Raw genomic sequence first — 13,481 nt, forward strand, 5'->3', positions numbered from 1 at the left:
TTTGTTTCTATTACTTGGAAGCAAATGCTTTTACGTCCTGCTCGCTAACTTCTGTGCCGCCTAAAATAATAAGGCGTTCAACAACATTACGCAGTTCTCTAATGTTACCCGTCCAATCGTATTCTTGAAGCAGTTTTATGGCTTTATCAGAAAATGATTTTTTAGCTGTTCCTTGTTCTTCTGAAATTTTTTGGGAAAAATGATTGATTAACAACGGGATATCGTCGCGTCTTTCATTTAAGGCAGGTACTTTAATTAGAATAACGGCAAGCCTGTGGTAAAGGTCTTCACGGAATTTACCATCCTCAATTTCCTTTTTTAAATTTTTGTTGGTTGCGGCAATAATACGAACATCAACTTTAATATCTTTATCGCTACCAACACGTTGTATTTTATTTTCCTGCAATGCTCTAAGCACTTTCGCTTGCGCCGAAAGGCTCATGTCGCCAATTTCATCAAGAAAAATAGTACCTTTATTAGCGGCTTCAAATTTTCCAGCACGGTCTTTATTAGCACTGGTAAAAGCGCCTTTTACATGGCCAAAAAGTTCACTTTCAATGAGCTCGGATGGAATGGCGGCGCAATTCACTTCAATTAAATTTGCTTTAACACGGTCGCTTTTTTCATGTAACCAATGAGCAACCAATTCTTTACCTGTGCCATTGGGACCGGTGATTAGAACACGTGCATCGGTTGGAGCCACTTTATCGATAATGTCCTTGATTTGTGAAATAACGTCACTCTCGCCGATCATTTCATACTTTTTACTTACTTTTTTCTTTAGTATCTTATTTTCAACTACCAATTCCTTTCGGTCCAAAGCATTGCGAACCGTGTTTAATAGACGGTTTAAATCTGGCGGTTTTGATATGTAATCGAAAGCCCCCATACGCATGGTATTCACGGCGGTATCTAAATCGCCATGACCAGAAATCATCACAATAGGTATTTCGGGTTTTATTTTTTTTGCAGCTTCCAACACTTCAACGCCGTCCATTTTTGGCATTTTTATATCGCACAGAACCAAATCGAAATCTTCATTTTTTATTTTTTCAACACCGCTCAAACCATCTTCGGCTTCTTCAACTTTATAAGTATCATTTTCTTCTGATAGAATTTTTACAAGCACTCTTCTAATGGCTGCTTCGTCTTCTATTACTAATATTTTCGACATATTTATATTTTAAATTTTATTCCTGTTCTTAAATAGAACGCATTTACGTCGTCTAATTTAAAAATTTCATCTCTATTTTTGTTTCGTAAAACGTTATTTAATCTAAAGGTATAACCTGTATACAAATATCCTACCAAATGTTTTGTGAATAAATATTCATAGCCCAAACCGCCAACTATTATAGACATAGAAATGTGGTCTACACTTTCGCCATTTACAATTGATGGTTCTTGTAAATGTGCCAAATAGCCATCTAAGCCAACAAAGGTTTGAATGTTGATTTTGTTGTTTATTGAGTATTTGAGATTGGATTTTGGTACGCCTGCATTAAAGCTCCAGTGCTCATTGATTTCGCGAAAATAGCTAACAAAAGGCAAGGGAAAGGGCACGCCAGTAGTGGCGTTATAGGTTAACCCTAAAATTAGGCGATAAGGACGCTTTAGGCTTTCGTCTTTCTTTCTATCGTTAACAAAGAAAATTCCGCCATTCATAAAATAATCATCGGAGCTCAGTTGTTTAGCCAATGTAGAAGCAATACGCGGATTGAATTTTATACCAAACCGCCAATTTTTATTCCACTTAAATGTATAGCCTAAACTCAAGTCAATAACATGAATTTTATTTAGGCCAGAAGTGTTGAAAGGATAATGGTCTTCGAGGTTGAGTAAAACACGGTTGTACTCGGCGCCCACTATTAAATACGTATCGTTCTTTAATTCAATAGGATAATTTATAAGGGCTTTAAGCCTGGTATATTGGTCTTCTGATTTGGTTTTTGGGATAAAAGAATATTCCAAACGGGCTAAATCTGTAAGTTGCGCATTGGCGACCTGAACAACTAAAAACAACATTAAAAACTTTTGTATGTGATAATTCGTCATAAAAGCAATGTTGATTTTCAGTTTAATACAGGAACATTTTTTTAAATTTATATTATTCTGGTTGTTTGTAAATATGCACATCTCTTTGAGGAAAAGGGATGGTGACGTTATTATCTCTAAACAATCTATCTATTTCAAATCGGATATCACTTTTTGGAAATTGGGCTTTAAAACTGTCGTTAATAGTAAAAATAATTTTAAAGTTTAGAGAACTATCCCCAAAGTCGGTAAATACAACAGTTGGTTCTGGTTGGCTCAATACGTCGGGGTGTGTGCTGGCCGCTTGAATAAGCAGTTTTTTAACCAACTGAACATCACTGCCGTACGCCACACCTACGTTAACCGCTTCTCTGGTGGAGCTTCCATTTTGGGTCCAATTGTATAAACTATTTTCCAAATATAAATGGTTCGGTATTACTAACACTTTATTATCTATGGTTACCGCCCTTGTTGTTCGTAATTTTATTTCTTCAACACGCCCTACTTTGCCCTCTATTTCTATAATATCGCCGACGTGTACGGTTTGGTCAATTAAAATAAAAACTCCAGAAATGATGTCTTGAAAAAGGGTTTGCAATGCTAAACCAATGCCGATTAACAAGGCTGCGGAAGCTGCAAAAACAGCAGTAACGTTAACACCAACCGAATGCAGAGTGATCAGAAAAATAATTAAATATATAAGCCATCTAAAATATCCGTAAACTACTTTAAACTTACCTTTATCTTCTTTTGGTAAATTTCTGGTGAGTACCCTTAAAACAATTCTTAAGACGATGGTTGTTATAAAAATGGCCGTAACCACGATGAGCAGATCCAGAATGGAAACGCTAATTTTTTCTGAAATATTGATATGAAGATTCAGAAAATTTTGAATGCTTTCCCAAAAGGAACTTCCAGATATTTTTTCTTCGATTTTTTCCAAGCTCTGATTCATTTACTTTTAATATTTAATCCATTTTATGATGTCCCTATACGTTGGTTTTTTACCGTACATTAAGATGCCAACGCGGTAAATTTTTGCAGCAAACCAAACAGTAAATATAAATGTACCCATTAAAATTAACAATGATACCAATTGCTGCCATAACGGAACTCCAAAAGGAATACGCATAAGCATTACTACCGGAGATGTTAATGGTATAAACGAAAAAATAGTTGATACCGTACCGTGTGGGTCTTCAATAACTGTAAATATCCCAATATAAACGGCTAAAATTAAAGGCATTAAAATGGGCAACATAAATTGCTGCGTATCGGTTTCGTTATCTACAGCGGCCCCAATAGCTGCATATAACGAGCTATATAAAAGATAACCCCCGATAAAAAATAATATAAACGCGATTATTAGGTTGGTTAGAGGCAAGTTGAAAAATGCATTGGCAGCATTTTGCATCTCTATATTCACTGCTGGATTTTCCATGGCCTGTCTCATCATTTCTTGCTGAGGAGTTTGCATTTGCATCATATCGATACCTAAGAAAAGTGATACGCTAAACATTAAAAGGCCTCCCACAATTAGCCAAACTACAAACTGTGTTATACCGGCTAATGAAGTGCCTATGATTTTACCCAACATCAGTTGAACTGGTTTTACAGATGAAATAATAACCTCAATAATTCGGCTTGTTTTTTCTTCAATAACGCTCCGCATAATCATGTTACCATAAATAATTATGAACATGAACAGCAGGTAACCTGCGGCACCTCCAAAAATCAGTTTGAATATACTGTCCATTTTTGATGTTTTTTCGCCTTGAAAACTTTCTTGAGCAATATTTAACTTAACTTTTGAGGCATTTATCATATCTAAATCTACCCCTCTTTTTTCTAATTCTCGATTGGTGAGTTCTTTTTCCAATCTATTTTCAATATCTGAAATTAGCGTTAACGAGGGCGATTCTTTTGAATAGAATGTAACATTACCAGTTTCACCATTTGTTTTGCCTATATGAATTAAGCCATAACCGTCTGATTCTTTTACTAAGCCTATGGCTTCTTCCAAGGGCATATCTAAAATATTGTAAGTGGTGTTACCAGAATTTTTAAAAATATGATGTATCGTGTTTGTCTCATCAATCACGAAAATAACGCGGGTTTTATCGTTATTCAACTGAGTTAAATAAGCTACGGTAGCTATAAGCGCAATAAAAATAATGGGACTTAAAAAAGTCATAATTATAAACGACTTATTTCTAACCTTAGTTAAATATTCACGCTTTATTATAATAGGTAAATGGTTCATAAAAAATTAATTATTCTTTACGGTTTGAATAAAAATATCGTTTACACTGGGTATGAGTTCTATAAAGTGAGACACTTCGCCTTTGGATGTTAAATAGCTTAATAGATCGTTTGGCGATTCATCGGGCTGAAGTTTAATGTTCAACTTTAATTCATCCTCAAGAGTTTTAAAGTTCGCTTCAGAAATACTGAATTTTTCATTCAGTTCTTGCCTCAAAAGAGCATCGTTCTTGGTGCGGATTCCTACTTCAAAGGTGTTTATTTTAAACTGCCGTTTTATGTCGGCCAATTTGCCTTCCAGTATTTTATTGGATTTATTGATAAGAGCTATGTCGTCGCACAATTCTTCAACCGACTCCATTCTATGTGTTGAAAATATTACCGTGGCGCCCTCGTCCCGCAAACGTAAAATTTCATCTTTTATTAAATGGGCATTAATGGGGTCGAAACCCGAAAAGGGTTCATCAAATATTAGTAATTTAGGTTGGTGTAAAACGGTAACTACAAACTGAATTTTTTGTGCCATTCCTTTTGACAGTTCCTGTATTTTTTTGTTCCACCAATCACCAATTTCCAATCTTTCAAACCAATATTTTAATCGTGTTTTGGCCTCAGCTTTGCGCAATCCTTTTAATTGTGCCAAATAAAGGGCTTGTTCGCCCACCTTCATTGATTTGTACAGACCACGTTCTTCAGGTAGGTAACCAATATCTTTTATGTGCTGTTCTTTTAAGGGTTCGCCATCTAAATCTACGAAACCAGAATCGGGCATGGTTATTTGGTTAACCACACGAATTAATGTTGTTTTCCCGGCACCATTAGGCCCTAAAAGTCCAAATATACTGCCCTTTGGAACTGATATGGATACGTTGTTTAATGCTTTATGGTTGCCGAAATTTTTTGAAACCTCTGTAACCTTAAGTAAGTTTCCCATGGGGGTGTTTTAGGTGGTAAAGATATTAAATGTTATGTGAGAAGTATAAATGAATTTAACCAAAATCAAGTTTAGAAATCGATAAACTAACTGCTCTAAAAACAAAACCCACCCTTAATAAATTAAGGATGGGAAAAAAATTGCTATGAAAAAGAAAAATTACCACTAAATAAATTAGTGATAGTCAAATATAGTTTTTTTTTCAATACTAATAGCAAAACTATGGGATATCTTGCCGTTTTAAACAAAAAAAACCCGCTAAAATCGCAGATTTTTCTTGTTAATTAACATATGTTATGAGAACATGTCTTTTACTTTTTCAAAGAAAGATTTGTCTGAACTTTCAGGTTTTGGTGAGAAATGCTCGTCATCCTGCATCGCTTCAAAAAACTCTTTTTGTTGTTTGCTAAGCGTTTTTGGAGTCCATACATTTACATGTACCAAAAGGTCGCCTTTTCCGTAGCCATTAATGCTCGGGATACCTTTTCCGCGCAAGCGTAAAATTTTTCCGGATTGCACTCCAGCTTCAACTTTTATGCGAACTTTTCCGGTAACGGTATCAATTTCTTTTGATGTTCCTAAAACAGCTTCGGGAAAACTTACATATAAATCGTAATGTAAATTATCGCCTTCACGCTGTAATTTACTGTGCTGTTCTTCTTCAATAAGCACAATTAAATCTCCTGAAATACCATTGCCTGGTGCTTCATTTCCTTTTCCTGAAACTTTAAGCTGCATACCGTCAACAACACCAGCAGGTATTTTTATAGATACGGTTTCTTCTGAAACTTTAAGACCTTGGGCGTCGGCACCGCTTCCAGCTTTATCCATAGTTTCACCAGCACCACCACAAACATTACAAGGTGCAGATGTTTGCATCCTTCCTAAAATGGTATTGGCAATACGCGTAACCTGCCCAGTACCGTTACAGGTTGAACAGGTTTTATAAGTAGTGCCAGGTGCTTGGACTTTACGTTTCACCTTTACTTTTTTCTCAACACCATTGGCAATTTCTTCTAAAGTCAGTTTAACACGAATACGCAGGTTACTTCCTTTTGCTCGACGCTGGCCACCGCCACCGCCAAAACCAGAGAAACCTCCCCCAAAGCCACCGCCAAAAATATCACCAAATTGACTGAATATGTCATCCATATTCATGCCGCCACCGCCAAAGCCACCACCATTTTCAAAGGCTTGATGACCAAATTGGTCATAACGCGCTTTTTTGTCTGCGTTGCTTAACACTTCGTAGGCCTCGGCAGCTTCTTTAAATTTGGTTTCTGCTTCCTTATTGTCAGGATTTTTGTCTGGGTGAAATTCTATTGCCTTTTTACGGTATGCTTTTTTTATTTCGGCAGCACTCGCTCCTTTGCTTAGACCTAATATTTCGTAATAATCTCTTTTCGCCATAATCTTGTTTTAAATCCTTCTGAAATTCAACAAAAGGACTTTGATTTCTATTTTACTGTTGTCCAATTACCACCTTAGGAAAACGGATAACCTTTTCGCCAAGTTTGTATCCTTTTTCAACCACATCGATAATTTTTCCTTTAAGGTCGTCGCTTGGCGCAGGAATTTGCGTTACAGCCTCATGTGTATCGGCGTTAAAGACGTCACCTTTTTCAACGGTCATGGCCTTTAAACCTTTTTGTTCTAATGAATTTACCAGTTTTTGATAAATCAATAACACACCTTTTCGTAATTCTTCGGCTTCCTTGTCTTCTTCAATGTGTGTTAATGCACGCTCAAAATCGTCAAGAATAGGCAGAAGGGTTTTCATTACATCTTCGCTAGCCGTAGAAAATAACTCGATGCGCTCTTTCGCAGTACGTCGTTTGTAATTTTCAAATTCGGCAAACAAGCGTAAAAACTTATCTTTTTCCTGTTGCAACTCGTTTTTAAGTTTTTCTTCAACAGTTTGTTCTTCAACTACTTGCTTTTCAGCTTCAATCGTTTCGTTTTGAACAGCCTCTTCGGTTTGAGGGGCTTCTATATCGTTCGCTTTATTTTTCTTACTCATTGCTGTATCTTATGTTTTAATCAAATACTTAAAATGGTTGGCAAAAGTACTGCCATTATTGTAAAAATGCCATAATGTCACAAAATAATTTTAGTTTTTTCTTAACATATGATTGTGTAATTTTACAAGTTTAACATTAAAAATAAATCTAGTATGAAAAAGAAATTTGTAACACTATTGTTTATTACTGCTTTATCTGTAACCGTAATGGGGTGTAAGGACAAAGCCAAGGAAGCGAAAACCGGTGAAGCTGAAGCGCCTGCGAGTGCCGAAGTGGTATCTGAAACTTATAAGGCCGATTTAGATGAGTCAACCGTAGAATGGAAGGGGTTTAAGCCTACTGGAGAGCACTTTGGAACCATAGCGATTGAGCGTGGATCATTCGATGTAACCAACGGTAATATTGTTGGAGGTTCTTTTATTATTGATATGAAATCTATTGTGGTTAAAGATATGCCTGCAGATGATAAAATGAACATTAAACTTACCGGGCATTTAAAAAGCCCTGACTTTTTTGATGTTGACACCCACCCAAGTGCTGGTTTTACCATTACCGGTATTCAGGAAGTTAATGGAAAAACCATGCTTTCAGGAAACTTAACGATAAAAGATATTAAGAATAACATAACTATTCCAGTATCGGTTTCGCATGCAGGAGACCAGTTAACCTTGGAAAGCGAAACATTTACCATCGATAGGTCGAAATGGAATGTTAAATATGGCTCTAAATCGTTTTTTGATAATTTAGGCGATAAATTTATCAACGACGATATAGAGTTGAAAGTATCTGTAAAGGCAACCAAAGCCTAACAGATAAAAACAATATTTTTTTAAGAAACCACTTTGCTGGAGCAGGGTGGTTTTTTGTTTTAGAGAGTAAATAAGCACAAACGAAACCATAGGCGTTTGATTAAAAATCTTATTTTTAATCTTTTTTTGAAAATCATAAATCATTTTTAATATGAAAACCCTTTTGTTTTTTGCATTACTTCCTTTATCATTAGTAACATTTGGACAAAACAAAGATTATTCGGTAGTAAAGACTAGAAAATTTATAGAACCTTTTGTTAAAACAGAACTAGTTGCATCTGTTGAAGATCAAAAGGGCGGAATTTATACTATTAGGTATTATGATGAATATGTTTCGATGAAACACCACCATAGTAACTCGGTAGGGTTTATAGTGCAACATTGGGACAGTTTGCAACAATCACAGTCGTATAACAATTATAAAATTGAAACTGACAAAAAGGGGATTATTGCTGGGTTTACCATTGCCGAAGAAAAATTGCATGTATTGGAATATGAAAAAAATAAAAGGGACAAAACCATTGATTGTTTTTTGCACAAACCCATAGACTACACCAATGAGTTAAAACGAGAAAAAATATTTTCTATTGATATTAAAAGGTTTCCAAACTTTATTATTCCAGAGTTGAGCAATAATCTAGATTCCAACTATTACGGAAATATGGAGTTTTCTGAAAACGGAAAGTACATCGCTTTTCATATCGATTCCTACTCCAAAGACACCGAAGCCCATAAAATTTTTGTTTTCAACGGTGATTTTAAAATGGTTTGGGAAAAAGAATTTACCCATAATGAAAAAGACAGGCTGTTCGATATTCATCAAGTCAAAGTCGACAATCACGGCGACGTTTACATTTTAGGGAAAGTATACCATAACAAAAGACAAAATGTTGTAAAAAAGAAGGTCAATTATCATTACGAAGTTTTTAAAGTAACAGAGAATAAAACAGAACACACTTATTTAAATCTTTTGGACCGTTTTGCCCATACGATGAGTTTAGTGATAAAAGATAATCAAGTGAACTGTATTGGTATTTATTCTGAAAAAAGTGATTTAAACGTTATTGAGTTTTTTGCAGGAAAAGATCAGTTTGCTATTTCGGGAACCTTGTTTTTTTCGATAAATAAGGACAACATGAAAATTATTAATACCCTTTTTCAAAAGTTTTCTCCTGAATTTTTAACTAACAAATATGATGTAAATGGTGATAAGGAAAATGGTGGTTATATCATAAAAAAAATTAAAACATTAAAAGATGGTGGATGTTTGCTTATAGCAGAAGAATTTCATGTGCAAACAAAATCTTATTCATATTTTACGCCAAATGGATTCAGCGTCAACTCAATAAATGTAGGGTCCGTGAGTCAAGAAAGTAAAAGTTATGTAACATTGAATTATAATGATATTGTTGTTCTGCGTTTGGATAAACTAGGAAATTTAGTTTGGTCAAAAAATATTAACAAACATCACATAGGGAGTTCATTTTCAGATAAACTAGTGTCTTGCTCAACATTGGTGCATAATGAAGATTCATATATTTTTTTAAACGAACGCAAAAATGTAATGCCAGTTGATAATAACCTAAATTTTCAAATAAATAAATTTGGAAACATTAATAAAAAAAACTCCAATCTATACATGGTAAAACTCGATGGAAGTGGTAATATATCCTGTGATGCCCTTCATTTAAATCGTTATAACGACATTATGTTTTATCCTGTAAATGGGCAATCGGTTTATAATTCGCAAATGGTCATTTTTGGCTCAAATGAAAAACAAAAGCAGTTTTTAACTTTTAAATTAAATTAGAGAGTGTCTGGTAATTAGTTAACCACCAACAAATCCTCCAAAGCTGGTTCCAAATAATTAAACCTAAAGTTAAAGCCTTTGTCTTCAATGGCTTTGGAACTTACTCTTTGGCTTTCAAATAGTAAAATATGCATGTCGCCCAAAACCAATTTCATAAAAAACTTGGGGATATTGGGCAGAAAAAGTGGTTTTTTCAACACTTTGGCCGTGGTTTTTGTAACGTCGGTATTACTTACTGGATTTGGAGCCACGCCATTGTAAACCCCAATTAATTGGTGCTGCAATACATAAACAAACATATGTGCCAAATCGTGAATATGAATCCAGGACTGCCATTGTTTGCCACTCCCAAAAGGTGCGCCCAAACCAAATTTTATGGGCTTTGCCATCTGTGGGAGAGCACCGTCTTTATCAGAAAGGACTAAACCAATCCTAATTTTAGAAACTTTAACGCCTACTTCTGAAAATCCGTCAACAGTCTTTTCCCAAGCATGTACCACTTTACCCAAAAAAGAGGGGCTTATTTGGTTAAACGTTTGGTCGTAATAATTGGTTAACGAATCGGGATATATGCCAATGGCACTGGCCGAAACCACTTGTTTAATTTGATGGGTTTCACCTTTTAAAGAATCAATGAGCAGTTGGGTAGAGTTTTTTCGGCTGTTTAAAATAACTTTTTTATATTCGGGTGTCCAACGTTTGGAAATGGTTGCTCCTGCCAAATTTATTATGGCGTTAACATCTTTAAAACAATTGGTATCGATTTTCTTTTCATTCAGATTCCAAAAAAAACCTTTATAGTTATCGGAGCTTTCAATTTTAGATTTCGTCGTAGTAAGATAATTGACCTGAATATCGTTTTTATGACAAAGTTTTATTATTTCCTGTCCAATTAAACCTGTAGCACCTGTTATTAAAACGCGCATGTACTTTTTTTATAAAGTTACAAAATGATTGTGGTGCTCCTCAGACTTTATGTTAGGTTTAACAGATTTTGGCGTATAATAAACAGATTGCCACGTCGTACACTCCTCGCAATGATGAGTTTGATTTTTTGTATCGTTGAATGTCACGCCTCTTTCCAAGCGCGTAACATTTCACGTTTGCCAGGTGGTCCGGGGAGTTTTTCAACTTTAAAACCAACGGACAACATGGACCGCCGAACGCTGCCTTTTGCCGAATATGTTACTAAAATGCCATTATTTTTTAAAGCGTTATACATTTTTTTAAAAATGTCTTCTGTCCACAGTTCAGGCTGAACTCTTGCCCCAAAGGCGTCAAAGTAAATTAAATTATAGGTTTCTTTATCTTCAATTTCAGAAAAGAACTGTTTCCGTTTGGTCAAAGAAAATTGAGCTGATATGGCATGTTTTTCTTCCCAACTAGTATTATGTAGTTTTGAGAAAACAGATTCGCTGTTTTCTCCTTTTAATTCTTTCGGATAATTTAATTTTAATATTTCTTCCTCAGAAACGGGGAAGGCTTCAATTCCAATATAATTGATGTTTTGTTTTAGTTTTTCGGCTTCCAACAGGGTGATAAACGCATTGAGCCCTGTGCCAAAACCGATTTCTAGAATTGAAATTGAATAATGGGATTCTGAAACGAGTTCAGAATGACAAAGCTTAGAACAAAAGTGATGTAATCCGTGTTTTATAAAAACATGATAGGCCTCTTGAATGGCGCCATGTTTAGAATGGTATTGTTCATTCCATTCAGGAATATGAATGGTGGTGGAGCCATCGGCCGTTACAATTATCTCTCTCTTCAAACGAATTTATTTTAAAAGTAAAACGCCATCTGCTTCAAAAGAATAGGTGCGTTTTGGATTTTTAATTTGTGCTATTTCTTCCTCAGGTTTTCCGGCATCTTCAGCATAGTGGCGAAGTTCTTCAACCGTAACCTCGTTAACAAACGCTTTACCATTTATAATCACTTCTTTTCCTTCGACATCCTTCGGAACAAAAAATCCGTAGTCTTTAAATTTCACCATCACTTCTTCTCCGTTTTCCAAATCCAATCGAATCCAGCAACCTTTAGCTTGGCAAACGCTATTCACTTTGGCTTTTATTTTAGAATTGATGCTGTCACCCAGTTGCATGGTTTTGTAATGAGCCGCCATAGAACTTGCTGCAATGGCATCGTTAGGGATAATTTCCTTTCCGAAAGATTTGTAGTTTTTTTGTAGGATTTCCGTTTGATTATTTTGGTTTTCCTCGGTTTTATTCTTGCAAGAAAATATCATTAGGGCACAAAAAATGAAGACTATAAAGAACCTCATGATGTTAATATTTCAATTTTAAACGATATTATGTAAATATACCGCTTTTTTAATACCAATTTCTTTAAATTTGTGGCTTTAAACAACTGGACTTATGAGTACTATAATCCATGATATAGAGGTTTTAAAGGCTAAAACTTCTAAAATCAACGAGATAGATTTCGATAATTTGAAATTCGGACATGTGTTTTCAGATCATATGTTAGAATGCAATTTTAAAAACGGAGAATGGCAAGCGCCAAAAGTGGTGCCTTATCAGCCAATTACCCTAGACCCTTCTTCTAAGATTTTCCATTATGGGCAATCGGTTTTTGAGGGGATGAAAGCTTACAAAGATGAGGATGAAAGAGTCTGGTTGTTTCGTCCTTTGGAAAATTTTAAGCGTTTGAATATTTCGTCAAAGCGATTAGCGATTCCGGAATTACCAGAAGGCTATTTTATGGATGGCTTGAAGGCCTTGTTGGAAGTTGATAAAGATTGGATTCCTAAGAAAGAAGGAAGCTCTTTATATATCCGTCCGTTTGTTTTTGCTAGCGGTAATGGATTCCATGCCTCGCCAGCCGATGAGTACAAATTCATCATCTGTACTGCACCCTCTGGAGCATATTTTGCAGGAGACGTTAGGGTGTTAATTGAGGAAAAATACTCACGTTCTGCTAATGGCGGTGTTGGTTTTGCAAAAGCAGGAGGAAACTATGCTGGGCAATTTTACCCAACACAATTGGCTATTGAAAAAGGCTACCAACAGGTAATTTGGACAGACGATAACACCCATGAGTATATTGAAGAAGCAGGTGCGATGAATATTTTTGTTCGTATAAACGATACTTTAATAACAGCACCAACTAGCGATAGAATCCTTGATGGTATTACCAGAAAAAGTATTATTGAACTGGCTAAAGCTGAAAATATTCCAGTCGAGGTTAGAAAATTAAAAGTAAGTGAAGTAGTAGATGCTGCCAAGGATGGAACGTTAAAAGAAATGTTTGGAGCAGGAACCGCTGCGGTAATTTCACCAATTTCTGGCTTTGGTTATAAAGATTCGGATTACGAGCTACCAAAACTAGACAATACGTATGCTAGTTTTTTGAAAAAAAGAATAACCGACATACAAACCAATAAAACGGAAGACCCTTTTGGTTGGCGTTATCAGGTGAAGTAGAAAGAGCTCATCCTAGCCTTCCCAAGGGAAAGGAAAACGAAATATTATAAAAAAGAGAAGCAGTACTGCTTCTCTTTTTTTATTGTCATCTTGTCCCGTCCTGAAATAGCGATACACTAAAACCTTAGTGTAATGGAATTACCAGAAAACGATGGGTATATCAAACGT

General features: G+C 35.5%; 13 protein-coding genes. 3 read left to right on the top strand and 10 right to left on the bottom strand.

Features of this window, described 5'->3' with window-relative positions:
- Positions 1-10 precede the first annotated feature (10 nt).
- The 7 genes from ACIEHO_RS14415 to ACIEHO_RS14445 form a co-directional block, all read right to left on the bottom strand.
- Entirely contained in the window at positions 11-1,174 is a 1,164-nt protein-coding gene (locus tag ACIEHO_RS14415) for a sigma-54-dependent transcriptional regulator (protein WP_406972961.1), read from the bottom strand.
- 2 nt (positions 1,175-1,176) lie between these two features.
- Positions 1,177-2,055, bottom strand: a complete 879-nt coding sequence (locus ACIEHO_RS14420) for a DUF6268 family outer membrane beta-barrel protein (RefSeq protein WP_406972963.1) — start codon at positions 2,053-2,055, stop codon at positions 1,177-1,179.
- 52 nt (positions 2,056-2,107) lie between these two features.
- Positions 2,108-2,989, bottom strand: coding sequence for a mechanosensitive ion channel family protein (locus ACIEHO_RS14425; RefSeq protein ID WP_406972965.1), 882 nt, complete (start codon positions 2,987-2,989; stop codon positions 2,108-2,110).
- A 6-nt stretch (positions 2,990-2,995) separates the two neighbouring features.
- Positions 2,996-4,297, bottom strand: a complete 1,302-nt coding sequence (locus ACIEHO_RS14430; protein ID WP_406972967.1) for an ABC transporter permease — start codon at positions 4,295-4,297, stop codon at positions 2,996-2,998.
- 6 nt (positions 4,298-4,303) lie between these two features.
- Positions 4,304-5,230, bottom strand: coding sequence for an ABC transporter ATP-binding protein (locus ACIEHO_RS14435; RefSeq protein ID WP_406972969.1), 927 nt, complete (start codon positions 5,228-5,230; stop codon positions 4,304-4,306).
- Positions 5,231-5,524: 294 nt separating this feature from the next.
- Positions 5,525-6,640 (bottom strand): molecular chaperone DnaJ, encoded by a 1,116-nt coding sequence (dnaJ, locus tag ACIEHO_RS14440; protein WP_406972971.1) that lies wholly within the window; start codon positions 6,638-6,640, stop codon positions 5,525-5,527.
- Positions 6,641-6,692: 52 nt separating this feature from the next.
- Positions 6,693-7,250: a nucleotide exchange factor GrpE gene (locus tag ACIEHO_RS14445; protein ID WP_406972973.1), complete on the bottom strand. Its 558-nt coding sequence runs from the start codon at positions 7,248-7,250 to the stop codon at positions 6,693-6,695.
- A 153-nt stretch (positions 7,251-7,403) separates the two neighbouring features.
- Between ACIEHO_RS14445 and ACIEHO_RS14450 the strand changes: the two genes are divergently transcribed.
- Both ACIEHO_RS14450 and ACIEHO_RS14455 read left to right on the top strand, forming a co-directional pair.
- Positions 7,404-8,060, top strand: coding sequence for a YceI family protein (locus ACIEHO_RS14450; protein WP_406972975.1), 657 nt, complete (start codon positions 7,404-7,406; stop codon positions 8,058-8,060).
- Between the two features lie 151 nt (positions 8,061-8,211).
- Entirely contained in the window at positions 8,212-9,870 is a 1,659-nt protein-coding gene (locus ACIEHO_RS14455; protein WP_406972977.1) for a hypothetical protein, read from the top strand.
- Positions 9,871-9,884: 14 nt separating this feature from the next.
- Here ACIEHO_RS14455 and ACIEHO_RS14460 read toward each other — a convergent pair whose 3' ends face one another.
- The 3 genes from ACIEHO_RS14460 to ACIEHO_RS14470 all read right to left on the bottom strand — a co-directional run bounded on the left by ACIEHO_RS14460 (position 9,885) and on the right by ACIEHO_RS14470 (position 12,151).
- Complete coding sequence (locus ACIEHO_RS14460; RefSeq protein WP_406972979.1) at positions 9,885-10,796, bottom strand: TIGR01777 family oxidoreductase; 912 nt, start codon at positions 10,794-10,796, stop codon at positions 9,885-9,887.
- A gap of 143 nt (positions 10,797-10,939) precedes the next feature.
- Positions 10,940-11,641 carry a tRNA (5-methylaminomethyl-2-thiouridine)(34)-methyltransferase MnmD gene (gene mnmD / locus ACIEHO_RS14465; RefSeq protein WP_406972981.1) on the bottom strand — a complete coding sequence of 234 codons (702 nt, stop codon included), beginning with the start codon at positions 11,639-11,641 and terminating at the stop codon, positions 10,940-10,942.
- Positions 11,642-11,647: 6 nt separating this feature from the next.
- Positions 11,648-12,151, bottom strand: coding sequence for a DUF4920 domain-containing protein (locus tag ACIEHO_RS14470; RefSeq protein ID WP_406972983.1), 504 nt, complete (start codon positions 12,149-12,151; stop codon positions 11,648-11,650).
- Positions 12,152-12,245: 94 nt separating this feature from the next.
- Between ACIEHO_RS14470 and ACIEHO_RS14475 the strand changes: the two genes are divergently transcribed.
- Positions 12,246-13,313 (top strand): branched-chain amino acid aminotransferase, encoded by a 1,068-nt coding sequence (locus tag ACIEHO_RS14475; RefSeq protein WP_406972985.1) that lies wholly within the window; start codon positions 12,246-12,248, stop codon positions 13,311-13,313.
- The last annotated feature ends 168 nt before the right edge of the window (positions 13,314-13,481 follow it).

The organism is Flavisericum labens (assembly GCF_045446075.1).
GTDB classification, from domain to species: Bacteria; Bacteroidota; Bacteroidia; order Flavobacteriales; family Flavobacteriaceae; genus Flavisericum; species Flavisericum labens.